Below are 25,107 nucleotides of genomic sequence, written 5' to 3'. Positions count from 1 at the left end.
TCTTAATGAGAAGCCGGACGTTTTTTGTGTAAGAGCTGATGTTCAATAAAGGAAAGAAGCTGCTGACTTGATTTCCCTTTTGAATATTGATTCCATTCCTCAGCAAAGGTTTTCAATAAGTCTTGATTGGCTGATTCGTTTAGCTGCTTAAGCTCCGTTAAGAGCATATCTTGAGTGACGCAAGCCTTTCCTGGAATGATGTCTTCATAACGTTCGACTAAGCCGCGTTTTGTGCGATAAGTCTCTAGATCGTAAGTGAAGAACAAAACAGGCTTTCGGAGCAGCGCATATTCAAACACAATGGACGAATAATCTGTAATCAGGACATCGCATACAGAGAGCAATGGAAAGAGCGGCTGATCGGACACATCAAAGATCCACTCACCATCTGTTTCTGCTTTGGCTAAATGTTTCACCGCAGGATGAAGTTTGACGAGCAGAATATAGTCGCCATTCAGCTCACTCTGCAATTGTTCTTTAGAAAAAGGTAAGACAAGACCGTCCATTGCAAAGTCCCGGTAGGTCGGCGCATACAGCAGCACTTTTTTGCCTTTTGGAAAAATATCCGTCTGAAAGGAAATAGGGCGCTCATCATAGTACGCATCTGTGAAGGGGACACCTGTTGGCAAAAAACGATCGTCGTTGACGCCAAATGAAGTTTTGAAAATCTCGCGCATGTGATCTGAGCCAGTAACGATATAATCGAAAGACGCATAGACCCGCTTGAAACGCTGCAGATCACGAGAACTACGGTGATGATTTGAAGCATCTTCAAGACCGAACTTTTTCAAAGCACCATTGGCGTGCCACACTTGAATACAAGTAGTAGAAGGTCTATTTCTTAGCACACTTGTCATCAGAAAATAATTATCTGTGACGACGACTTTGCTTTTTAGCATCGTATAGATACATTGAATGAGATGGATGGGATTTTTTTCATGAAAATAGCGAAATGACACATGAGGCACGTCCTTTTCTATCACAGAAGCATGCTTCGTATAGAGGACAGTGAGCTTCATTGTCATATTCGCCCGTTTTTGATAAGTATCGATGAGAGCAGCTGCATTCTCTTGGAATGAAACAAGCAGCGTCACCTGATTGTCACGAGGTTTCACGCCGCTCATGAGCCATCCAGCAAAAGAAACAAAGGCTGCATAGCATGAGATGATCATTGAGCGTATATTCATCATGTATCAGTCTCTCACAGCTGCTTCGTCTGATCTTTTACTTGCTCAGGATAGTAGCGCTTTTTCCCTTTGTTTTCTTTTAATACGGCAAAAGCGTACTTTGGAATATTCAGCATTCGTTTCCATCTCCACGGATTGACAATGAGTCTGTACAGCCATTCCGTATTTGTTTTAATCATCCAGCGTGGTGCACGCTTCACCGTTCCGCTAAATACATCAAAGCTTCCGCCTAAACCGATGCAAACAGCTTGCGGGAACAAATGACGGTATTCATAAATAAAGTTCTCTTGGTTTGGATAACCTAAAGCGACAAACACCATATCTGCTTTTGAACGAGCAATTTGTTTTGCCACAAACCGTTTATCCGCTTGATAACCATCACAGCTGCCTGCAATCACCACATTCGGATATTCCGTATCAATTCGCTGTTTGACAGCCTCGAGCACTTCTTTTTTCGCACCATATAAAAAAATACTTTTAGATTGCTTGTTTGCGAGATCAAGCATAGACATGAAGACCTCAAAGCCTGCAATTCTTGATTTCAACGGATGGTTTATAAGACGTGACATCAAGACAACACCTACACCATCAGGTAAGACATAGTCTGCAGAAGAGATGACTTTATGATATGCATGATCCTTCATAGTTGCATAGCCTATTTCTGGATTTACCGTTGCAATCATTGCGCCTCTTCGCTGAGAAAGGTGGTGTTGGTTCATATAACTAATAAATTCGTCTAAGTCGCCATTTACATAAGAAAGGTTAGAGACCACTTCTGTTTCCACTGTATAAACCCCCTTTTTCTTTTTGTTATCTATTGTACGATCATTGTAAATTCATTCTTAACCTACAGATCATTTTATCACAGTTGCTCCATGAAATATTAACAATAACTTTACAATCCTTTTAATTTCATGACATTTTAATAAACAACTAGTCTCTAAAAACGTTGAAATACTGTATTGACGCAGTTTCACTATTTCATCCATTAAATTGGAAATAGTTTGTCTTTACATTTTCTTAACGTTTTTTAGGCATTATGATATAATGAGGTTCCGAAGAGCGAAAAAACATGACCGATGAGAATAGGATTACGGATAAACATTACTGCTTGAAGCAGTCGAATAAGGATGAAGAAAGGAGTTTATGTTTGCAATGAAGAAAGTTATTACTTACGGTACATTTGATTTATTACACTGGGGGCATATCAAGCTGCTAGAGCGTGCAAAACAGCTTGGAGATTACTTAGTAGTGGCCATCTCGACAGATGAGTTTAATTTACAAAAATCAAAAAAGGCTTATCATAGCTACGAGCATCGAAAGCTGATTTTAGAAACCATTCGTTATGTAGATGAAGTCATTCCAGAGAACAGCTGGGATCAAAAAGTCCGAGACGTACAAGAACATGACATTGATGTGTTTGTTATGGGAGATGACTGGGAAGGTAAATTCGATTTCTTGAAAGAGCATTGCGAAGTCGTTTACTTGAAGAGAACAGAAGGTATTTCGACAACACAAATTAAGGAAGAAATTGCTGGACTATAATAGATTGAAAAAAAGTACTTCTTATCTTTTGGTGAGAAGTGCTTTTTCATGTAAAATACAATAGCAAGTGATCATTTTTATAAGGAGAGCTTCCTGTGTTTCAAAATTGGATGAAGAAAAAAGGTGAACACACATTGGATCAACCTGAACGAAATGAAACAATGAAATCGGTTGAAATTCCTGACATGGACTACTACTTTATGATGAGGGATGTGCCAAAACAGGACAACACCTTAGCGGATTCATTAAACTTAAGATTAAAATCATTGGCTGAGAAGAATAAACGAGCTACCATCTTAACTTTAAATTTTGACGTAAATGTAAAGGGGCATATTCGAAGCCTCGAGGAGAATGTCCACCCTCAAATTTCCATCTTGAATGTATTTGAACACTATATTTTACCGGAGAGCGGGAGTAAAAGGGTTTATTCGGAGTTTATTACAGGTACCGTATCGGAATCGATTAATGAAGTCGTTATATCTGAGGACAACTCAACCGTTCAAGTGACAAGATACGAACTACCTTCTTCCCCTATTCTGTATATAGATCAATTTAATGAAGAACAGCAATTGATGAAACGGGAAGAATACGATATACATGGCGCTTTACGAAGAGTACTTCACTATGTTCCGCATAAGGGTGTCCCTTTTCTGGAAGAATTCATTAGAGATGATAGAAGTATCTACATGGAAACCATATATTCTGGGAGTGCCAAGAAGAATACAGTAAGGCATATTAATTGGTACAAGAAGACAGGCATCACCACATTTGTGAAAAAATCCGATATCGTACAGCAATGGCTATCTGATATTCAAACAAAAAATGAACGCATGAAATTGATGATTGCAGAAGATCGAGAGATAGATCACGATCTGTTTAAAATGGAAAAATCCGATTCAGTATTTTATGCTGCTTTTGTGCATGACGCACACTACGAGGAAAATCCCCGTCAATTGCACACTCATTATGAAGAACTATTTAAACAAATCAGGAAGCAGCAAGTAGATGCTATTTTCTTTTGTCATCCGAAACATAAGGAAGATGTCGAAAAAGTTTTAGGGGAACAATCTTCCTTTTATCTATTGCCACAGGATGATGGTTCTTCTTGGGGAGCAGCTCTTCAGAATATGCTTGATAATCGAGTACTTAAAGAAGAACTAAGAAGTGTCGTGGAACATACAAGATGGATGTTGCGTGATGTAAGCTCTGAGCATCATGTCCTTCATCTGCAGCTTGAGATGGAAGGCGAGATGAACATTGCGGATCAGGTAGAAATAGATTTTGCAGGATTTGATCGAGTCAATGGTGCTGAAATTATTTCTCAAACCATCAACGAAAATCAACAAGTGATTTTCCCGATTGGTCATTTTCAAACAAAGAAACAGATCGAACTCAATCAAACGAAACATGTCGATTTTTACATCCGAAGCAAGTCAAAAACACATCATCAGGAGGTACTACAGCGTTTAGAAGTGGAAGAAGAACTGCTCACCAACAAACCTTCGTCAATAGATGGGTGGTCTTACCAAACGAAAAATGGTTACTACTCTTGGAAGATCAATTAAAGAACGGACTGTATCTTTGTGAAAGCATGTGAATGAAAATGAAAAAAATCGTTACAATTTTATATATCATCGTTTTTAAAATCTTGTTTTTGGGTGTCAGTAAACTGCAGCCAAAAAAGAAAACGGTTATTTTTGAAAGCTTTAATGGAAAACAATTCAGCTGCAACCCGCGTGCAATTTTTGAGTATATGAAAGAAAACCACCCTGACTATACGTTGATTTGGAGCGTTAAAAAAGGGTATGAAGCACCGTTTCAAGAAAAGGGCATCTATTACATTCATCGTCTGTCGTTTAAATGGATTCTTGCAATGGCAAGAGCCGAGTATTGGGTTGTAAACAGCCGTTTGCCGCTATGGATTCCAAAACCAGACCACACAACTTACTTGCAAACATGGCACGGGACGCCTTTAAAACGACTGGCTGTGGATATGGACGAAGTTCATATTCCTGGAGCAAACACGAAGAAATATAAAAAGAATTTCACGAAAGAAGCATCGAAATGGGATTGTCTTATATCTCCTAATGCATACTCGACTGAGATCTTTACACGTGCGTTCCAATTTCAACAGACCATGATTGAATCAGGGTATCCAAGAAATGATTTTCTGTACAATCAGAATAATGAAGGAACGATAAGAGCGCTGAAGCAAAAGATGAACCTGCCTCTTGATAAAAAAATCATCCTCTATGCACCGACTTGGAGAGACGATCAATATTATACAATTGGAAAGTACAAATTTGAATTGGATCTTGATCTGCATGAGTTGAGGTCATCTATCGGAGAAGAATATATCATCATCCTTCGTATGCACTATTTAGTAGCGGAAAACTTTGATCTCGGACCATATGAAGGCTTTGCTTATGACTTCTCCCATTACGAAGACATTCGAGACCTTTATATGATTTCTGACCTACTCTTGACAGATTACTCTTCCGTGTTCTTTGATTATGCAAACCTTAGGCGTCCAATGCTGTTCTATGTTCCAGACATCGAAACATATCGCGACAAACTAAGAGGGTTCTATTTTGACTTTGAACAAGAAGCACCTGGTCCGCTTGTGAAAGAAACAGCAAGTGTAATTGACTGGATCAAAGAGACAGAGAAATCGACCTTTACATTACCACCGTCATTTGAACCGTTTTATGAGAAATTCTGTTACTTAGAGAACGGGGAGTCATCTAAGCGAGTCGTAGAGACCATTCTGAATAAGGAAAAAAGATGAAGGGCATAAATCAGGTAACATACTTTCAATGTATGTTTACCGGATTTATGCCCTTTTTATAACTTTAGTTTTAGATCTTTAAGCCTGTAAATGACAAAATCTCTCTAAAAAAATAAAACTTTTTTAGCGAAATTTGTTGAAAATTAAAAGATTTAAAGTCTTTAGAATCAAAAAGATGTTGTTTTTAAGGAAGCATAAACCTATAATTGTTGTTATAGTTAAAAAATTGTTTAAATATGTTGTGTTTACCAATATCGATTGTCAATTGAAAGTGCAGGGGATTTGATTGTCAAAAAGGATTTTATTAATTTCTCAAAATTTCTACCCTGAAATAGGTAGCGCTGGTAATAGACTCAAGAATATATTTTTGATGCTGCACAGAAAAGGATACGATGTGAAAGTTTTAACAACGGATCCAACTTATCCAGAAAAAAATTTCTATGATTCTCATGACCTTTGGGACGAAGAAGAATTAAATAGTCAGAATGAAAGATTTATAAGAGTGAAAGTAAAAAACAAAAAATATGCTTTTAACTTTTTGAATAGACTTTTCTATTATCTAGAAATAATGCTTAGGATGATCATATTTATTTTTAAGGATAAAAATAAATATGATCTAATTTATGTTACAACCCCCCCGATTTTTGTTGCCTTTGCTGGAATTATTGCTAAATTTAGATATAAGACAAAAATGATTTTAGACATAAGAGACTTGTGGCCAGACTCTTTAAAAGGAGTGGGGATATTCAAAAATCCCATGATCATCGGTTTTTTTAAACTTGCAGAAAAATTTGTCTATTCAAAATCAGATCATATTATCATTAACAGCCAAGGTTTTCAAAAGCATTTACAGGAGCAAGAAGCTAAATTAACGTTCATACCAAACTCTGCAAGGCGTGAAGAACTGCCAGAAATTTCAGTAAAAAACACGAGGAAAGAGTTTAAAGTAGTGTTCGCAGGAAATTTAGGTCTTGCTCAAGATGTGCATGTCTTTCGTGAGATTGTTACGAGTTTAAAGGATTATCATATCAGATTTATGATCCTAGGTTATGGAGTCAATAAGAAAGAATTAGAGAGATATATCATTGAAAAAGAATTGAAACACGTTGAATTTATTGATCCAGTATCAAGAAAAGAGTGTCTCAAAATGATGGCAAATTGTGATATTGGTATAGCAACGCTTAATCGTTCAGTCATCTTTGAAACGGTTTTGCCAGGACGTATTATAGATTACTTGAGCTGCCAGTTACCTGTAGTGGCTTCACTTTCTGGATATTCAAAAAATTTAATTGAGCAAGAAAATGTAGGTTTAGTAGCTAAAACAAAAACGAGTGAAGAAATGGTTTCTCTTATTTTACGCTTGTATCATCATCCGGAGTTGGTTCAAGAAATGAAAACAAATTGCGAGAACTTTATTGAAAAGAATTTTTTATGGGATAATAATATTATGATTTTAGATAAAGTAATAAAAAATACTATAAAAAAGGTTAATGAAGCATGAAAAAAAATATATGTATGTTTGTATGGAACCACTTTACCAACGATGCCAGAGTTTTGAGAGAATGTACAGCATTGTCAGAAGACGGATCTGATGTCGACCTAATTTGTATACACGATCCATCAATGCCTGGATTAAAGACATATGAGGAAATCAATGAAAGATTTCGTGTCCACCGAGTTAAAAGGTACCCTCGATGGTTAGTTTTATTTCAGTCTATGCTGACTTTGCTAAAGAAGAAAAAGTATCTTCTGCTTCTTCTATTACTAGTGTGGGCTGCGGGTGTTTTTTATTTACCAATTATAACGATCGCCTTCACAATCCTATTTTCATCCTTACTTCTTAAAAAGGTGAGAACATTAATCATTAGATCTAGTATCTTTTTAAGAATGATTGTAAAAGGATGGAATAAAAATTATGATATCTATCATTCTAATGATTTAAATACTTTACCACAGGGTGTTATTTGTGCAAAGTTTAAACTTTTTAACAGAAAAAAACTCATCTATGATTCACATGAAGTTCAAACAAGCAGGACTGGGTATGACAGCAAACTATATGGGAAGATGGAATCTTTCCTCTTAAAGTTTGTTGATCAAATGATAGTCGAAAATCACACGAGAGCCAAGTACAACGAAGATCTCTATGGTTTTTACCCAAAAGTCGTTCATAACTATCCGTTCGATCAAAAAAAAGAGATAGAGAAAATAGATTTGCATGAGATTTTAAACATTTCCAAGGATGAAAAAATTCTGTTGTATCAAGGTGGAATTCAAACTGGTAGAGGTTTAGAAAATTTAGTTAAGGCAGCACCTAATTTTGAAGAAGGCATCCTCGTCTTTATTGGAGATGGCCGAATTAAAGAAAGCCTCATGCAATTAACGGAAGACATGAAGCTTACTGATCGAGTGAAATTTTTACCAAAGGTGCCTTTGGAAGATCTCCCTAGGTATACAAAAAATGCTTATTTAGGTTTTCAGGTATTGAATAATGTGTGCTTCAACCATTATTCAGCCTCTTCAAATAAACTATTTGAATATATTATGGCGGGTGTGCCTGTCATAGCATGTGACTTTCCAGAAATTAAGAAAGTTGTTTCCAGTGAAAATATTGGAGTAGTCGTTGACTCTCACGATCCGATTTCAATCGCAGCGGGTGTAAACAAGTTAGTTTTAAATCCTGAATTGCGTCATCAGTACAGTGAGAATTGTCATCAGGCAAGGCTTAAATACAATTGGGAACAAGAAAAAAAATCACTTCTAAAAGTTTATGGACAAATTCAATCATAAGGAGAGTAAAAATAATGAAACTTTGTACAGTAGGTTTGGGGTATATTGGTCTGCCAACTTCAATTATGTTTGCGAAACATGGTGTTAAGGTCGTAGGAGTAGATGTGAAACCGAGTGTGATAGACTCTTTAAATAGTGGAACGATTCACATAGAGGAGCCAGGTCTCCAAGACGCTTTGACTGAAGTTATTAAACTTGAAAAATTTAAAGCTTCTTTAACACCAGAGGAAGCAGATGTCTTTATCATCGCTGTTCCTACACCTAACCGTGATGACATGTATAAATCATGTGATTTAACGTACGTAGAGAGCGCTGTTGAGAAAGTAATTCCATTCCTAAAAAAAGGGAATGTTGTAATTATCGAATCTACTATTGGTCCAAGAAGCATGGATGACGTGATTAAACCATTATTCGAAGAAAAGGGTTACGTTATTGGTGAAGATCTATATCTAGTACATTGTCCGGAAAGAGTTCTGCCGGGTCAGATTCTTCATGAACTAATCTTTAATAACCGGATCGTTGGCGGGATTACAGAAGCTTGTACAGAGGCGGGAGCAAAAGTATACGAAACGTTTGTTCAAGGTGAAATTATTAGAACAAATGCCAAAACCGCTGAAATGTCTAAACTAATGGAAAATACATTTAGAGATGTTAACATAGCACTTGCAAATGAACTTACCAAAGTATGTAATGATCTAGACATTAATGCGCTAGATGTCATTGAAATGGCCAATAAGCATCCACGTGTTAACCTGCATACACCTGGACCTGGTGTCGGCGGACATTGTTTAGCAGTAGACCCGTATTTTATTGTAGCGAAGGCCCCTGAAACAGCGAAAATGATTAACTTATCACGCTCAATTAATACATCTATGCCATACTATGTTGTCGAAAATGTTGAGAAGCTCATGGAAAAAGTAGAAGGAAATAAGGTGACTATTTTTGGACTTACGTACAAAGGTAATGTCGATGATATTCGAGAAAGTCCAGCAATGGAAATCTATCATTTATTAAAAAATCAGAATAAATATGAAATCGATGCATATGATCCGCATGTGGATGAGGAGTTTGTCATTAAAAACTTAGAAGAAGCTGTTCAACAATCTGATTTAATTTTGATTCTAACCGATCATCAAGAGTTTAAAGAATTTGATTTTGAAAGACTTGATGGCATGAAAAATAAAATGATTTTTGACACAAAAAATGTTCTGCAAAACCGACATGAACATTTCACTTATATTAATTTTGGAAATCTCTCTTCTGAAATAAAAAAAGAAGAAGCCTTGGTTTAAATCTGCTTTTCCTTGGTGAATGTAAAGCTTAGATTTTCTTAGAAAGGAGCAGTAATGGATATACCTTCAACAGAAATTTTCAATGTATTTAAAGAAAGTACGGAACAACCAGATAAATGGTTATTAACAAACACTAGGGGAAAAAGAGTCTTTTTTCAATTTGGTTTACAAGAAGAGGGTGAAAAATATTTATCCTTTATCGGTAAAGAAATCATTGAATTCAGTACTTTGTCCAATCAGCCAGACAAAATAGACACAATTGTGTTAGGTAATGCGACTGAATTTATGTCTGATGTAAATCGGTTAGTCGATGATGTGTTACCATTTCTAAATAATGATGGTGTTATGTTGTTTTGGATTAACCATGATCAAAATTCTGTGCAAGTAAAGTCAATAGTATCATTAATGCTTTATATGCATAAAAAGAATTTTCGAATTGAACAAGTCATCAGACCTTTATGGACAGGCTTTATAGCAATTCCTACTACAAACTCTAATGAGATTGATTTTGCTGAAAGTCTGTTGAAGGTTTTGGATCGGCTGAAGAAATCCGATGACACTGAACAAAATCAAAGTAGGGATGTAACTGCTAGCCTTCTAAAAAAATTAGTAGAAGCAAAACAAGAAAAATTAAATCTAATTACAAATGAGAAAAAAGTACTAGAACAAGCTAAGAAGACTGAAAAAGAACTGGACCTAATAAAAAGACGTTATGCAGCTCTATCCTCATCAAAATTAGGTAGGTTGACACTAGCTTACTGGAGATATAAATCTCGAAAAAGAAAGAATAGGTGAATTTGATGGGGAAATTTCAAAAACAGTTATTAGTAAACCAAAAGAAAAGAACGACTGCTAATCAGGAACTTTCTTATTTTAAGCAAATGTTAAAAGCTTTCGAAGAGAATCAAGATTTTAACGAGCTTGAAAAAAGCCTGGAAAATATACCTAATTTCCATGTGCCGGAGACCTTGGTAGATATACAAACTCAAAAGACTCAGACAGTTGAAAACCAAAGGAAAAAAGAGTACCTTCAATATTTAAAAAAGAATCACAAAAAAGGGTATTATGAATCCATAAAATCTCAAATAAATGTTTTGCCTTCTAGCAATGGAACGAGATTTTTTCAGAAGAGTCATGTCACAATTGGAATTATCGCAGATGAATTTTTGTACAAAAGCCTAAAAGATGCAGCCAATTTTATTTATATCAATCAAGATAATTTTGAAGAAGAGGCAGGAAGAATTGATCTATTCCTAGTATCAACTGCTTGGAAAGGATTAGATGGTAAGTGGAAAGGGCTCGGCAATCCTAAAATTAAAAAGGTAAGAGACGAAATAAATGCGATTATCGAGCTTTATAAGAGTAAAAGTATTCCTGTAATATTCTACTCTAAAGAAGATCCAGTTAACTACGAGCAGTATATTGACTTAGCTCAACAAGCAGATCATATCTTTACAACATGTAGTGAAGTTCTAGAAGATTACAGAAAAGATTGTCCGAATGCCAGGTCATACGATGTACTAGAGTTCGCTGTAAACCCGTTGTATCATAATCCTATAGGAACCAGAATGAATAGAAGGGATGATATTCTATTCGCTGGGTCTTGGTATCAAAAGTATCCATATCGACAAGAGGATACTCAAGAGTTATTTGAAGGTGTGCTTAATGCCGAGAAAGATTTGACTATTATTGATCGGAACTTCTTCTTGAAATTGGAGCGCCATTTTTATCCAAAGAAATATGTGCCTTTTATTGTTGAATCAACAGACCATGAAACGCTTCAAAAAATACACAAGTTATATGATTTCACTTTAAACTTGAATTCAGTAAAATATAGCAAGACGATGTTTGCAAATCGCGTATATGAGTTACAAGCAACAGGAACTATTGTCATTTCAAACTATAGTGTGGGAATTAACAGCAAATTTCCTAATGTGTTTTTAGTGAATACTAGTGAAGAGTTGAAACAATATTTGCTTAAATTGACTAAAAAAGAAAAGTATCAAATTCAAATGGAAGGTGTTCGAACCGTTTTAAAATCCGAAACGGCTTTCCATAGGGTAAACGAATTGATACAAATAGTTAATAATGATCATATAGGACATCTAAATCGAAAAGTCCTTGTTGTAGCAGAGAACCTGAATGAACATGTGATTGAAATGTTTAATAAACAGTCCTATCCTGATAAGACACTTATATCTCAAGATGAAATGTCGGAAGAGATGTATAATAACTATGACGTCATTGCGTGTTTTAGCAATAAATATGAGTATGGACAATTTTATTTAGAAGATATGATAAATGCATTCAAATATACACGTTGTGACTATATTACAAAAGATGCTTATGAGTATAATGGTGAGTTTACGACTGGTGTAGAGCATAATTATGTTGAAAGAATAGAAGACCGGTTTAGGACTGTTTATTGGAGAAAGTCATTCACCTGGGGAGATATTGAAAAGAGTTCAAATACCTCTATTTCCAATGGATATAGTGTTGATCCTTTGGAATTATCAGTGAATGTACGTGAAATCATGGATAATGAACCAACTCAAGAATATTTATTATCTGTTATTATCCCTGTTTATAATAATGGCAGACATCTATTATATAAATGTTTCCAAAGTCTTCAAAGAAGCTCTATATTTGAAAAAATGGAGATTATTTTAGTGGATGATGGGTCGACTGATAATATAACAGATCATATTGTACAGTCCCTTGATAAAGATTTCGAGAATGTCAAATCGTATTTGTATCCAAAGGGTGGAAGTGGTAGCGCCTCTCGACCTAGAAATAAAGGGCTGGAACTTGTGACAGCGGATTGGGTAACATATCTAGATCCAGATAACGAAGCAATTACAGATGGATATAAAGAACTCTTAGATGCTACTTTATCTGAAGAACATGATCTGTTTATTGGTAATATGATAAGGCTTTCTGATAAAAAGGAAGTATTCACTTACTACCCTAATATGATGTCCCTTAATGAGGGAGTAGATCACAGGCAAGGACCGCATTCGGACTTTTTAATAAATGTTGCATTTAAAGCAATGAGTATACAAGCTTTAATTGTAAAGAGAGACTTGTTGATAAAAAATGAACTGAGAATGGTAGAAGGAGCACTTGGCCAAGATACACTATTTTTCCAAAAAATGTTGTTAAAAGCGAAGTCTTTCAAGGTGTTAAACACACCTATCCATATTTATTATGCTATGGTTGAGAACTCTTCAATCAATCGAATCGATAAGAGCTTTTTTGAAAAGTACTTTATATTAGAAAAAGAAAGAATTGAATGGTTAAAGGAAGAAAACCTTTTAGCAGCTTATAAGAAGAAAAAGTTAGAGAAATACGTAGAGAATTGGTATTTGAAAAAGTTCAGCCTTATTCATCAGTATGACAAAAGTGAAGCAAGAGATATATTAAAAGGCATTTTGAATTTATACGAAGGTATGAAATGGAAAAATGATAACATAATAGAGTTTCTAAAAGAAAAAGATTAATTCTAACGCCTTATGGATAACATAAGGCGTTTCGTTCTTTGCAAAACACCAAAAACGGTCTGGGAATTACGTCGCTGAAGTCAATATTTGCTTTAATGAAAAAAGCATTTTGACATATTCGTCATTTAAATGTGAAGACTTTGTATAAGGCGAAAGGTGAAAAGAAGGAATTTTTCTGTTACAATTATGAGCGGTGCTTTTATCAATTTAAAGTCTATTCTATTCAATTAAAATTAAGGAAGATTAGAGTGAATGCATTGTATAAAATTCTAAAAGAGCAGTTTGGTTCAATGCCATTAATTTTAAGGTTAGCTGTATATGAAACCAAATCAAAATACCAATTGAATTATTTGGGCGTTCTGTGGCAATTATTGAACCCACTAATTCAAATTATGGCTTATTGGTTTGTGTTCGGTTTAGGTCTTAGAGGGGCCGGAAGAACCGCAGAAATGGCAGACGGTTCTCACGTAAGTATACCCTTTCTTATTTGGATGTTAGCAGGTTTAATTCCATGGTTTTTTATTAGTTCGACGATTACAGAGGGTGCGAATAGTGTTTTTAAACGCATAAACTTAGTATCTAAGATGAATTTCCCTATTAGTGCTTTGCCTTCAGTAGTCATCACTTCTAATTTATTCAGCTACTTTTTAATGATGGTTATTTATGTGATTATGCTCATAGCAAATGGCATCTATCCTGATATCCACTGGATTCAATATATTTATTATTTTATCTGTATGATTGCGTTTATGTTCGCTTTCAGTCTGTTTAATTCAACGATTAGTGTTCTTGTTCGAGATTATCAACAACTGTTGCAATCCTTGACAAGATTACTCATGTTTTTGCTGCCTATCTTATGGGATATTGGAGATAAATTCACGGGTAAGTATGAATGGATTGCGACTACCCTAAAATTAAATCCCTTATATTATATTATTGATGGATTTAGGAAAAGTTTTATTAAAGGAGATTGGTTTTTTCAAGATGTCAAATATACGCTTTATTTTTGGCTGATTACACTTCTTCTTTTAATAGTTGGTTCATTGCTTCATTTGAAATTTAGGGATAAATTTGTCGATTTTCTTTAAAAAGTAAGGAGATTATACGATGAAACTAAAGGTTTCGTTTCGAAACGTATCCAAGCAGTATTTTCTATATAAAAAGCAGTCAGATAAAATCAAAGGGCTGTTTTTTCCGAATAAAAACAATAAAGGTTTCTTTGCTGTTCGTAACGTTTCCTTTGATGTATATGAGGGTGAGACAATTGGTTTTGTTGGGATCAATGGGTCTGGAAAATCGACCATGTCGAACCTTCTAGCGAAAATCATTCCTCCGACAAGCGGTGAGATTGATATGGACGGCCAGCCTTCGTTAATTGCCATATCAGCAGGGTTGAACAATCAGTTAAGCGGGAAAGACAACATTCGTTTAAAATGCTTAATGATGGGTCTGACAAATAAGGAAATTGACGATCTTTATGAAAAAATCGTAGAGTTTGCGGATATTGGAGACTTTATTGATCAGCCTGTAAAGAGCTATTCAAGCGGAATGAAATCCCGTCTGGGCTTTGCCATATCAGCACATATTGATCCAGATATCCTCATTATTGATGAAGCACTGTCTGTAGGAGATCAAACCTTCTATCAAAAATGTGTGGATCGCATTACAGAATTTAAAGAGCAAGGAAAGACGATCTTTTTTGTTAGTCACTCCATTGGTCAAATTCAAAAAATTTGCGACCGGGTTGCATGGATGCATTATGGCGAGCTTCGTATGTTTGATGCTACGGATAAGGTCGTAGAAGAATACAAAGGGTTTGTGAATTGGTTTAACAAGCTTTCTAAGAAAGAGAAACAAGAATATCACATGGAACAGAAGGAAGCTCGAAAAGGAGTACACAAGGCAGAAAAAGTCACTCGTTATAAAGATAGAGGAGAGAAACGTTCATTTTTTGGTCCTGCATTTCAAGTGACCTTTGTTACAATCTTGACGATTTTACTTGCTCTTTCGATGTTTTCAGATCGCCCACTTCGAACGCTGGCCACCTTTGGGGCCATTACGTTAAATAAAACAGAAGTGCCCCAGTCCACAAGTTCACAGCCGAAGGATACGTCTTTAAAAAAGGTTGATCAACAAGGTATTGTTGTGGAAGATCCATTAACAGTCTATAAAGACCAAGCCATGAAGGAAAAGGCAGACGTCTCGTTGTCGTTTGGACAAGAAGTACAGGCTGTAGGTGAAAATAAAAAAATCGTTCAAATTAAAACAGCAGCAGGAACGTATTTTGTGGAGCCGAAAGCCTTTAAGACGACGGATAAATTGAAGCCATTATCCATCGGACCAGGCCAGTTTAGTTCTTATGTATCGCCTGCATCTGCAGGTTCGTATGAGTACTTACTTTCTTTTCTTGGAAAAGAAGAGTCTGTGCTGAAGCAAAGAATGCAGACACTTAGCTCGGTCAAAAGTGAACAAGGCGATACCATTGAGCGGCTGACCACTGAGAAAACCGATTATGTGATTGAAAATGGCCAGGCAAATACGATGGTGTTCCACGAGATCATGCCCATCTCTCCTTCAACAATTGGGCTGACAGAACAAAATGTATGGATGAATGAAAAACAAACGAAATTCGCAGTAAAAGGCGAAAATCATCTATTTGTTATCGATAATGAACAGCATACGCTGACTGTTTCAGCGAGCAAATAAAAAGCTGCCGATGCCGGCAGCTTTTTTTAATTCACTTCTTCTTTTTCAAGTAGCTGTTTCATAAATGGAATGAGTTTTTTCTTTAGCTCTTCATCTTGAAGGGCAAACTCTAGCGTCGTTTCAATGAAACCTTGCTTCTCTCCGACATCATATCGTTTTCCTTCAAAATCATAGGCAAATACACGCTGGATGTCATTAAGCTTTTGGATGGCGTCTGTCAGCTGAATTTCTCCACCTGCACCAATTTCCTGTTGATCAAGGTACATAAAGATCTCTGGCGTGAAAATGTAGCGCCCTAAAATAGCTAAATTGGATGGTGCGGTTCCTTGCGGCGGCTTTTCAACAAAGTTTTTTACTTGATAGCGGCGGCCTTCTTGGGTAAGAGGATCAATAATCCCGTAGCGATGCGTATCGCTGTCCGATACCTGCTGAACACCAATTACAGATGAAAGGGTTTTTTCATATTCATCCATCAGCTGGCGAAGTCCAGGTGTTTCGGCTTGGACAATATCATCACCTAATAAAACAGCAAAGGGTTCATCACCGATAAAGTTGCGTGCGCACCAAACGGCATGTCCGAGTCCTTTAGGTTCCTTTTGGCGGATGTAATGAATATCAGCAATATTAGAGGATTTTCTCACTTTTTCTAAAAGTTCACTTTTTCCTTTTTCTTCAAGGTTGCGCTCAAGCTCTGGCGCAAAATCAAAATGATCCTCAATGGCTCTTTTCCCTTTTCCAGTGACAATAATAATGTCTTCAATTCCTGACTCAACAGCTTCTTCAATAATATATTGAATGGTTGGTTTATCAACGATTGGTAGCATTTCTTTAGGCATAGCCTTTGTGGCAGGGAGGAAACGTGTCCCGAGACCTGCAGCTGGTATAATGGCTTTACGTACTTTTTTCAATGAACTTTGCACCTTCCTTACATAGATAACCGATTTAATAATCAATGTTAGTTCTTGGTCGTCTTTATAAAGTGTAACTTACAAATCATAGGAAAGACAAATGATTTCACTAAAAATGATTTTTAGATAGTTTACATTTTATATGTTAAATGTAAAGGAGGGTGAATGATAACGTTAATTCAATGTAAATTTCTTTTTTATATCATTAAATTTATCCTCCAAATTGTGTATAATTGAAAGTATTATATTAGGAAAGAGGCATAGACCAGTGAAAAAACTAAATGTAATGACTATTTTCGGTACTAGACCTGAAGCAATCAAAATGGCTCCACTTGTCCTTGAACTTAATAAACATCCACAAATAAATTCAATTGTCACTGTAACAGCTCAGCATAGAGAAATGCTAGATCAAGTTCTTGAGGCATTTTCTATTACGCCAGACCATGATCTAAACATCATGAAACAGCGCCAAACATTATCTGAAATTACATCAAATGCATTGTTGAAACTAGATCAATTATTCCAAGAAGAAAAACCTGATATTGTGCTTGTTCATGGCGACACAACGACAACCTTTGCAGGAAGCTTGGCTGCGTTCTATCACCAAATTTCTGTCGGCCACGTCGAAGCTGGCTTAAGAACTCACAATAAATACTCACCGTTCCCTGAGGAATTGAACCGCCAAATGACAGGCACTATTGCTGACATTCATTTTGCCCCTACGGCTGAGGCGAAGCAGAATCTTTTAGTAGAAAATAAAAAAGAAGAGACCATCTGTGTGACAGGGAATACGGCCATTGACGCCCTGCAAACAACAGTCACAGAACACTATCAACATCCAATTCTAGAGAAGATCGGTTCAGATAAAATGATCTTATTAACGGCTCATCGCAGAGAAAATCTCGGTCAGCCGATGAAGAACATGTTTAGAGCGATTCGCCGTGTTGTCGAAGAATTTGAAGATGTTCAAGTCGTATACCCTGTCCATTTAAATCCTGCTGTTCGTGATGCGGCTCAGACAGAATTCAGTGATCTTGATCGTGTGCACTTAATTGAGCCGCTTGAAGTAGTTGATTTCCATAACTTCGCTGCTGCGTCGCACTTTATTTTAACGGATTCAGGCGGTGTGCAAGAGGAAGCTCCCTCTTTAGGAAAGCCAGTATTAGTGCTGCGTGATACAACAGAACGTCCTGAAGGCGTGAAAGCTGGTACGCTTAAGCTTGCAGGAACCGATGAGGAAACCATTTATCAGATGGCAAAAGAGCTGTTAGAAGACCAGCAAGAGTACGATAACATGTCGAAGGCTTCTAACCCTTATGGTGATGGACAAGCGTCGAAACGAATTGTCCAAGAACTCCTTCATCGTTTTGGTTTAAGTGATGAAAAACCAGCCCCATTTCAATCATAAAAAAAGAAGACTACATTCCTGTAGTCTTCTCAGCGTGTAGACAAACCTTCGCATTCTTTGTCAGTCCTGCGTGCTGGTACTCACGAATATCAAATTCGCTCCGCTCCAGTTCTCGTCCTTCCTAGACTTCAAGGGCTTTCTATCACGCTGAAAAGAAGACAAAGGGCTAAAATAAAGTTCATTTTAGCCCTTTGTCAACAATCGGAGAAGACTACATTCCTGTAGTCTTCTTTTTTACTGCTCCAAACTATCCTTCAATTCCTTCTTCACTTTCGCTAAACTGCTGTCATCAAGCTGATAGTAATAAATATTATTGATTCGTGTGCCTGTTCCCTTTAGCTCGTGCTGTTTCACTTTTTTCCTTGCATCACGATAATCATTCATCATCGTCCACATGTCGTCAAAGGACATATTCGTTTTCATGTTATTTTCAACGACTTTAAACATATCACCGAATTTCGTAATAGATGAAATGTTAGCCCCTTTTGCAATGATGCCTTCAATAACTTGACGCTGTCTTTCCTGACGACCGAAGTCACCTTTAGGATCTTGCTTTCTCATTCTTGTATAGGCAAGGGCTTGATCACCGTTCAGGTTAATCTCTCCTGTACCAAATGAATGGCCATCATAGCTGAAAGCAAACGTACTGTTCACCGTAATGCCGCCAAGTGTATAGACAATGTCTTTAAAACTTTCCATATTGACTTTTACAAAGTAATCTACAGGTACATCAAGCAGTTCCTCTACTGTATCTGCCGCCATTTGTGTACCACCGAAAGCGTAGGAGTGGTTGATTTTATCCATTGTGCCTTTTCCGACAATCTTTGTATATGTATCGCGGGGGATACTCACCATCTCAGTTGTTTTCGTTTTCGGATTCACTGTCATGTATATTAATGTATCTGCACGGCCGCGGTCATTCTTTCTTTCATCAACACCCATGACTAAAATGGAGATCGGGTCTTTTTTACTTAAATCGACATCTTTGTCACGCTTATCTGACTTCTTTAAGTTCTCCTGAATGCCTGCGACGGTGGATGCTGCTGTATTCCAAAGATGATAGGCATAGCCGCCCGTTACTAATACAAACAAGCCAATAATAGATAAAATAATCCAAAGTGCTTTTTTCTTATTTCTTTTTCTTTCTGCTCTCATTCTGTCCCTCACCTTTTCTCTCATTCTTCCATGATTATAGGTTTACGAATCTTGATAAACAAGTTATTTTTTTACTCTGAACCTAGATATAGACGTTGTAACAAAAAAAAGGTTTCAAAAAACCTTAAATTTACCTTAAAATATTAAGTTATAAGACGATACAAAGACATGAGGTGAAAAAAATGAAGAAAATCGTCGTTTTACCGTTCTTAATACTACTACTAGGTATCGTGCTCACAGCATGTGGAACGGCTGAGCAATCCTCAGGAGAAAACAAGACAAGCAGTTCAACTCCTCAGGTGCTGGAAGAAAAAGCTGAATTTATTGGAATGGCTGATGCACATACAGTCGAAGTAAAAAAAGTGAATACGACCTTAAGCTATGAATTTACGGATAATTTTAAAGATGTATTAAATGAATTTAAACCAGGTGACAAAGTAGAAATCTCTTACTTTATCAATGACAATGGTCAAAAAGAAATTCAGAAGATTGAAAAACAGAAGTAAAAAAAGATGGGCGGGATGAACAAAATTGAAGAAAACAGGCATTACACTTATCGTTCTCATGACAATGACACTATTAATTGCACCTTTTCAGTCTGCCATGGCCAGCTCGACAATTTCAGTGAAATTGTCTAATTATATAGGAAACAAAACAAGCATGGATATTTCAACAACTGGGGAATACAAGCTGTCAGGATCCAATGTTGCTGTGACGAAAAGATATGAGGGGAATAATAGATACGAAGTAGCCAATAGTATTGCTGATTCTGGCTGGAAGAATCCATCAACTATCGTTGTCGTAAATAAGGATGCTTTCGATCATGCAATGACCGTTTCTCCATTGGCTTACAAATTAGATGCACCAATTCTTTATTCTGGTGCTGCGAAGCTAACAAAAGCAACTGAGAACCAAATTAAAAAAATGAAACCCGATAACATCTTAATCATTGGGGATACAAAAAGTATTTCGTCTACAACTGAGAAAACCTTAAAAAAGTACGGGAAGATTAGAAGAATAAGTGGAAAAGATAAATTTGAAATATCTCAAAAAGTAGCCAAAGAGATGGGGAGTTATAAGCAGGCAATTGTTGCTGGCGGGGCTTCCTTTATGAATGGGACATCCATGATCTCTTATGCAGCTAGAAATGGGTATCCAATCTTATTAACAAAGAAAAATTCAATTCCGACTTATAAGATTCCTAGCAAGGTAATTGTAGTTGGAAGTACAAAAAGCATTAGCGAAAAAGTAGAAAAACAATTAAAAAAGACTTCACAAGTTACACGAATCAGTGGTGAAAATCGCTATGAACTTTCTGTTAACATCATCAAGAAATTAAAGTTAAATGTAGATAAAGTATATCTTGCTAAAGGTTCTAGCTCAAAATATGCAATTCCTATGTCACTTTTAGCAGCGAAAAACAATCGTACTATGATTTATGTCAAAAAAGATTCTTTCTCTTCTTCTTTAAAGAAACTTTTAAAAGAAAACGGCACACATACATATCATATAGCAGGCAGTTCAAGTGTGCTTTCAGATACGCTCAAAAACGCTTTAGCCAAACAAGTCTATCTGAAAAAAAATCAAAACTACCAATTGAATATTTCTAACGGAAAAATTTCATTGAAAGGCATTAAGACGTATAACACATTAAGAGTTGTTCCTGAGAAATATTCAACCAAAAATGCCCTTCAAATCGCAGGGAAGCCATACTTAGGTAACGTCAACTTTGCTATTGAATCAGGATATATTAGGCCGACTAATGAAAACATTCCATTTGAAGACTATCTAAAAGGTGTTGTGCCAAACGAAATGCCTGCAAGCTGGCATGTTGAGGCATTAAAAGCACAAGCGGTTGCCGCTAGAACGTATTCAGTGAAAAGTATTGGAAAAGTCGTACCTGATACAACAGCCTTCCAAGTATATGGAGGATATAACTGGTACACAAATTCGACAAAAGCTGTTGATGCCACAAAAGGCAAGGTTCTAAAATACAACAATCAACTTATTTCAGCCACCTATTATTCTAGTAATGGTGGATACACTGAGGCGAGTGAAGAAGTATGGGGAAATGCACTGCCATACTTAGTCGCTAAGCAGGACACAAAAGATCCTGTCAATGCGTGGACACTGAAGTTGTCTAAAAAGCAATTAGGCACTACGTTGACTGCAAGTAAAGCAGCTTCTGAGTGGTCTAAGGCAAAAGAAGCCAATGCTGCCGACCTTGCTGGTCTAAAATCATGGCTGTTGAAAAATAAAGAAACAGCTGCATCTGACATGAGAATTGCATCTATTTCAAGCCTGACATTCTCAGGAAAAACAAAAGGTCAGCGAGCGAAGACCGTTTCAATCAAGCTGAATTACCATCTGAAAAACAAAACAGGTACGTATACAGTGAACAAAAGTACAACGGCAAGTATGAAAATGACAGAGTTTAGAACAGTCATGGGCGCAACAAAGGTGAAAAGTACGTTTGCGTCAGTAAAGAATAATACAAATGATTTCACGATTTCAGGAAAAGGCTATGGTCACGGTATTGGGATGAGTCAATACGGCGCCAAAGCTAGAGCTGAATCTGGAAACTCGTATTCTTCTATACTTTCGTTCTACTATCCAGGTACAAAACTAACAAATTATTAAAGTTAAGGGAGGACACAGAAGATGCGCTCAATGATCAAAACAGCCATCCTCAGCCTCATCGCCATTTTCATTATTGTTCCAACAGCTTCAGCGGACAATTCTGTATCACGAATAGATGGGGGAAATCGTTACTCTTTATCTGTCAATGTGGCGAAAAAAGGTTGGGGAACAGCGAATACCGTTGTGCTAGTAGGGAAAAAAGCTTACGCTGATGCAACAGCAGCTGTCCCTTTAGCGTATCAACATAATGCGCCAGTTCTTTTTACAAATAGTAAAAACCTTTCATCAGAAACGAAGAAAGGATTAACGTCATTAAAAGCGAAAAATGTGATTGCGATTGGAACAACGGCAAGTGTTTCAAATAATGTCATCAATCAAGTAAAAAAACTAGGGATTTCAACAAAACGAATTACGGGAAAGAACAGATATGAAATCTCTACGAATATTGCAAAGCAAATGAAAAAACCAGCTGGTGTAGTGGTTGTAGAAGGTCATTCGTATGCGCATGGGATTGCGATTGCGCCATATGCTGCACAAAAAGGTTTCCCAATTTTATATACAGATAAAAAGGGACTTCGTTCTGAAATTTCAACTTTCGCAAAAGCTAGTAATATTAAGCAAACAATTGTGATTGGCGGCGAATCGTATGTTACCAAAGCAGCATACAACAAGCTAAAGTCGCCAACGAGAATAAAGGGCGCTAACCGCTATGATATTGCAGCAAAGATTGTGAATAAGTATAAACTAAGTACGAGCAATACGTATGTTGCGAGAGGATTTGGTTATGCCTCTGCACCAGCAGCTGCTGGCATTGCAGCGAAAGAAAAGAAAGCTCTTTTATTAACAAATGAGAAAACTTTGCCTGTCCATACTCGGTCAATTATCGGCAGTAAAAACATAACGAAATTCACAGTAGTCGGAAATTCAACGACAGTGACGAATACTGTAGCATCTCAATTAAAGAACCCGGTTGTAGGTAAAAAAGTATTCCTTGACCCTGGCCACGGTGCTCAAGATTCTGGTGCTGTAGGATATGGTCTTTATGAGAAAAATTTAAACTTAGACGTAGCGAAGAGAGTGAACACTAAACTGAAAAATGCTGGTGCACTCACTACCATGTCAAGAACATCAGACACATTCGACAGTCTTCAAACACGGGTGAGCAAAGGTGCGTCAGCAAATGCAGATATCTTCATCAGTGTCCATGCGAACTCAAATGATAACAGCAGTGCAAATGGAACTGAAACGTATTATGACAAAACATATGCGGCAACAAACAGCTTGAAGCTCGCGCAAAATATTCAGCCTAAAATGGTCAGTGCATTAGGCACAAGAGACCGTGGCGTGAAGACAGCTGCCTTCTACGTCATTAAATATTCTAAGATGCCAAGCGTTCTCTTAGAAACTGGTTTTGTTTCCAGTCCAGTTGATTCAAATATTTTGAAATCCGCTACTTATAAAGATCGATTGGCGTCAGGTATTTCAAGCGGTGTTTCAGGCTATTTTAGATAAGAAAACATACAGATGAGGGGTGCCGAAGATACACCTCTTAGGCTGCTCGAGAAACGACTCTCGGCAGCCTTTTTTCAAAAGTACATGAAGGGTTTCCTGGGTTCCATGATGAAGGGTTCAAAACCAAGGAGGTTGACTTCATGCGTTCTTATATCAAATGTTTTGTTTTAATTGTGGTTTCACTATGTTTATATGCACCAACAGCATTTGCGCAGCACAATGTATCGAAGATTGAGGGAAGTAATCGATATGAAGTGGCAGTTAACGCTGCAAAACGAGGCTGGTCGACAGCATCTACAGTTGTTTTAGTAGGTGGTGAGGCTTATGCAGATGCGCTAAGTGCTGTGCCGTATGCCTTTCAGCAGGGAGCCCCAGTGCTGTTAACGAATACTAGCAGTCTTTCAGGTGCAACTAAGTCAGGTCTTCAGCAGTTGAAAACGAAGCGTGTCATCATTCTTGGCGGAACCGCAAGCATTTCGCAAAAAGTCGTAGCGCAGCTAAAAGCAATGAATCTTTCCGTATCGCGAATACAAGGAAAGAATCGATATGAATTGGCGGCAAACGTTGCTAAGCAAATGAAGAGTGTTGATACAGCTGTGATTGTGAATGGTTCTGCTTATGCAGATGCTGTGGCGATTGCTCCATATGCTGCAAAACAGGGCTTTCCTATTTTATTAACCGATGCAAAAGGGCTGCGGCAGGAAACAGCCAATCTATTAAAAAGCAAAGCGGTGAAACGGACGATTGTGATTGGCGGGGAAACAAGTGTCAATCAAGCAGCCTATCAAAAGCTGCCATCACCCGTGAGAATCAGCGGAGCCAATCGGTATGAAGTGGCAGCCCGAATTGCGAAAACATACCCGATGAAGACAACCCAAACGTATATGAGTAACGGCTATGCATATGCCGATGCGGCAGCTGCGGCAAGTATGGCAGCCAAGCAAGGGCAAACCCTTCTTCTTACAGACGCTCAATCAGTGCCAGATGCGATTCGTCGTGTCATTGGGACTAAAAAGATTTCAACATTTACAGTGGTGGGCGGAACATCAACCATACGAACCAGTGTGATCACACAGCTGAAAAATCATGTGTTAGGTGAAACCATCTTTATTGATCCAGGTCATGGTGCACAGGATGCTGGAGCGGTAGGAAATGGGCTGTTTGAAAAAAATGTTAATCTGGATGTCGCGTTAAAACTGCAAGCGAGGCTCAAACAAGCGGGTGCACTGACGGTCATGTCTAGAACATCTGATACATTTGATTCCTTGCAAACACGTGTAAGCAAAGGATCACAGGCTGGTGCGGATGTGTTCATCAGCATCCATGCCAATGCAAATGATAATAGCGCTGCAAATGGAACAGAAACGTATTATGATGCGACGTATGCTTCGGCCAATAGTTTAAAGCTGGCACAAAAGGTACAGCCCCAGATGGTGAAAGCCCTTGGCACAAGAGATCGTGGTGTGAAAACAGCAGGGTTCTACGTGATCAAGTATTCAAAAATGCCCAGCATCTTGCTTGAAACGGGGTTTGTAACCAGTCCGATTGATGCCAGTATATTAAAATCATCGACTGCCAAGGAGCGGATGGCTTCAGGAATCGCTGCAGGTGTATCTCAATATTTTGAATAAAATAGATCGAATGAATGATATGTCAAGTTAAAAATACATTTCATTTCA

General features: G+C 37.3%; 18 protein-coding genes and 1 pseudogene. 15 read left to right on the top strand and 4 right to left on the bottom strand.

Going from position 1 to position 25,107, the window contains the following annotated elements; translation table 11 throughout:
* Nucleotides 1–2 precede the first annotated feature (2 nt).
* Together MHI58_RS17240 and MHI58_RS17235 are read right to left on the bottom strand one after the other, a co-directional pair.
* Nucleotides 3–1,190, bottom strand: a complete 1,188-nt coding sequence (locus MHI58_RS17240) for a CDP-glycerol glycerophosphotransferase family protein (protein ID WP_082055541.1) — start codon at nucleotides 1,188–1,190, stop codon at nucleotides 3–5.
* An 11-nt stretch (nucleotides 1,191–1,201) separates the two neighbouring features.
* The gene (locus MHI58_RS17235) at nucleotides 1,202–1,972 is read right to left on the bottom strand and encodes a WecB/TagA/CpsF family glycosyltransferase (protein ID WP_045033965.1); all 771 of its coding nucleotides are present in this window, start codon (nucleotides 1,970–1,972) and stop codon (nucleotides 1,202–1,204) included.
* A 370-nt stretch (nucleotides 1,973–2,342) separates the two neighbouring features.
* On the opposite strand from MHI58_RS17235, the gene tagD reads away from it, so the two are divergent.
* From tagD to tagH, 10 genes and pseudogenes are all read left to right on the top strand, one after another.
* Nucleotides 2,343–2,732, top strand: coding sequence for a glycerol-3-phosphate cytidylyltransferase (gene tagD / locus MHI58_RS17230; protein WP_008343212.1), 390 nt, complete (start codon nucleotides 2,343–2,345; stop codon nucleotides 2,730–2,732).
* Between the two features lie 95 nt (nucleotides 2,733–2,827).
* Nucleotides 2,828–4,297: an alpha-glucosyltransferase N-terminal domain-containing protein gene (locus tag MHI58_RS17225; protein WP_045033966.1), complete on the top strand. Its 1,470-nt coding sequence runs from the start codon at nucleotides 2,828–2,830 to the stop codon at nucleotides 4,295–4,297.
* A gap of 74 nt (nucleotides 4,298–4,371) precedes the next feature.
* Nucleotides 4,372–5,520: pseudogene (locus tag MHI58_RS17220) on the top strand (CDP-glycerol glycerophosphotransferase family protein); the annotation flags it as partial.
* Nucleotides 5,521–5,806: 286 nt separating this feature from the next.
* Nucleotides 5,807–7,021 carry a glycosyltransferase family 4 protein gene (locus MHI58_RS17215; RefSeq protein WP_041507858.1) on the top strand — a complete coding sequence of 405 codons (1,215 nt, stop codon included), beginning with the start codon at nucleotides 5,807–5,809 and terminating at the stop codon, nucleotides 7,019–7,021.
* Nucleotides 7,018–8,307 carry a glycosyltransferase gene (locus MHI58_RS17210; protein ID WP_041507857.1) on the top strand — a complete coding sequence of 430 codons (1,290 nt, stop codon included), beginning with the start codon at nucleotides 7,018–7,020 and terminating at the stop codon, nucleotides 8,305–8,307. The genes MHI58_RS17215 and MHI58_RS17210 overlap by 4 nt, the downstream gene beginning before the upstream one ends.
* A 14-nt stretch (nucleotides 8,308–8,321) precedes the next feature.
* Nucleotides 8,322–9,599 carry a nucleotide sugar dehydrogenase gene (locus MHI58_RS17205; protein WP_041507856.1) on the top strand — a complete coding sequence of 426 codons (1,278 nt, stop codon included), beginning with the start codon at nucleotides 8,322–8,324 and terminating at the stop codon, nucleotides 9,597–9,599.
* 54 nt (nucleotides 9,600–9,653) lie between these two features.
* Entirely contained in the window at nucleotides 9,654–10,394 is a 741-nt protein-coding gene (locus tag MHI58_RS17200; RefSeq protein WP_041507855.1) for a hypothetical protein, read from the top strand.
* 5 nt (nucleotides 10,395–10,399) lie between these two features.
* Complete coding sequence (locus MHI58_RS17195; protein ID WP_045033967.1) at nucleotides 10,400–13,099, top strand: glycosyltransferase; 2,700 nt, start codon at nucleotides 10,400–10,402, stop codon at nucleotides 13,097–13,099.
* A 248-nt stretch (nucleotides 13,100–13,347) separates the two neighbouring features.
* Complete coding sequence (locus MHI58_RS17190) at nucleotides 13,348–14,187, top strand: ABC transporter permease (RefSeq protein ID WP_025208081.1); 840 nt, start codon at nucleotides 13,348–13,350, stop codon at nucleotides 14,185–14,187.
* Between the two features lie 19 nt (nucleotides 14,188–14,206).
* Entirely contained in the window at nucleotides 14,207–15,805 is a 1,599-nt protein-coding gene (gene tagH / locus MHI58_RS17185) for a teichoic acids export ABC transporter ATP-binding subunit TagH (protein WP_041507853.1), read from the top strand.
* Nucleotides 15,806–15,831: 26 nt separating this feature from the next.
* Here tagH and galU read toward each other — a convergent pair whose 3' ends face one another.
* Complete coding sequence (galU, locus tag MHI58_RS17180) at nucleotides 15,832–16,713, bottom strand: UTP--glucose-1-phosphate uridylyltransferase GalU (RefSeq protein WP_041507852.1); 882 nt, start codon at nucleotides 16,711–16,713, stop codon at nucleotides 15,832–15,834.
* A gap of 268 nt (nucleotides 16,714–16,981) precedes the next feature.
* Between galU and wecB the strand changes: the two genes are divergently transcribed.
* The gene (gene wecB / locus MHI58_RS17175; protein WP_045033968.1) at nucleotides 16,982–18,121 is read left to right on the top strand and encodes a non-hydrolyzing UDP-N-acetylglucosamine 2-epimerase; all 1,140 of its coding nucleotides are present in this window, start codon (nucleotides 16,982–16,984) and stop codon (nucleotides 18,119–18,121) included.
* Between the two features lie 234 nt (nucleotides 18,122–18,355).
* On the opposite strand, the gene MHI58_RS17170 is transcribed toward wecB, so the two are convergent.
* On the bottom strand, nucleotides 18,356–19,276 hold the full coding sequence (locus MHI58_RS17170; RefSeq protein ID WP_045033969.1) for a LytR family transcriptional regulator: 921 nt from the start codon (nucleotides 19,274–19,276) through the stop codon (nucleotides 18,356–18,358).
* Nucleotides 19,277–19,458: 182 nt separating this feature from the next.
* On the opposite strand from MHI58_RS17170, the gene MHI58_RS17165 reads away from it, so the two are divergent.
* The 4 genes from MHI58_RS17165 (at nucleotide 19,459) to MHI58_RS17150 (ending at nucleotide 25,059) form a co-directional block, all read left to right on the top strand.
* Nucleotides 19,459–19,782, top strand: a complete 324-nt coding sequence (locus MHI58_RS17165; RefSeq protein ID WP_024719258.1) for a hypothetical protein — start codon at nucleotides 19,459–19,461, stop codon at nucleotides 19,780–19,782.
* Between the two features lie 25 nt (nucleotides 19,783–19,807).
* Entirely contained in the window at nucleotides 19,808–21,916 is a 2,109-nt protein-coding gene (locus MHI58_RS17160; RefSeq protein WP_045033970.1) for a SpoIID/LytB domain-containing protein, read from the top strand.
* 21 nt (nucleotides 21,917–21,937) lie between these two features.
* The gene (locus MHI58_RS17155) at nucleotides 21,938–23,428 is read left to right on the top strand and encodes an N-acetylmuramoyl-L-alanine amidase (protein WP_025208076.1); all 1,491 of its coding nucleotides are present in this window, start codon (nucleotides 21,938–21,940) and stop codon (nucleotides 23,426–23,428) included.
* Between the two features lie 140 nt (nucleotides 23,429–23,568).
* The gene (locus MHI58_RS17150) at nucleotides 23,569–25,059 is read left to right on the top strand and encodes an N-acetylmuramoyl-L-alanine amidase (protein WP_045033971.1); all 1,491 of its coding nucleotides are present in this window, start codon (nucleotides 23,569–23,571) and stop codon (nucleotides 25,057–25,059) included.
* Nucleotides 25,060–25,107 lie beyond the last annotated feature (48 nt).

It is taken from the genome of Bacillus sp. FSL K6-2869, assembly GCF_040869405.1.
GTDB lineage: Bacteria > Bacillota > Bacilli > Bacillales > Bacillaceae > Bacillus > Bacillus altitudinis.
This window is presented reverse-complemented; position numbering and strand designations above follow the sequence as displayed.

Coding starts and splice junctions, on each gene's coding strand:
- MHI58_RS17155 (WP_025208076.1), top strand. CDS start 21,938: ATGCGCTCAATGATCAAAACAGCCATCCTCAGCCTCATCGCCATTTTC.
- MHI58_RS17210 (WP_041507857.1), top strand. CDS start 7,018: ATGAAAAAAAATATATGTATGTTTGTATGGAACCACTTTACCAACGAT.
- MHI58_RS17150 (WP_045033971.1), top strand. CDS start 23,569: ATGCGTTCTTATATCAAATGTTTTGTTTTAATTGTGGTTTCACTATGT.
- MHI58_RS17240 (WP_082055541.1), bottom strand. CDS start 1,190: ATGATGAATATACGCTCAATGATCATCTCATGCTATGCAGCCTTTGTT.
- MHI58_RS17165 (WP_024719258.1), top strand. CDS start 19,459: ATGAAGAAAATCGTCGTTTTACCGTTCTTAATACTACTACTAGGTATC.
- tagH (WP_041507853.1), top strand. CDS start 14,207: ATGAAACTAAAGGTTTCGTTTCGAAACGTATCCAAGCAGTATTTTCTA.
- MHI58_RS17200 (WP_041507855.1), top strand. CDS start 9,654: ATGGATATACCTTCAACAGAAATTTTCAATGTATTTAAAGAAAGTACG.
- MHI58_RS17170 (WP_045033969.1), bottom strand. CDS start 19,276: ATGAGAGCAGAAAGAAAAAGAAATAAGAAAAAAGCACTTTGGATTATT.
- MHI58_RS17205 (WP_041507856.1), top strand. CDS start 8,322: ATGAAACTTTGTACAGTAGGTTTGGGGTATATTGGTCTGCCAACTTCA.
- tagD (WP_008343212.1), top strand. CDS start 2,343: ATGAAGAAAGTTATTACTTACGGTACATTTGATTTATTACACTGGGGG.
- MHI58_RS17195 (WP_045033967.1), top strand. CDS start 10,400: ATGGGGAAATTTCAAAAACAGTTATTAGTAAACCAAAAGAAAAGAACG.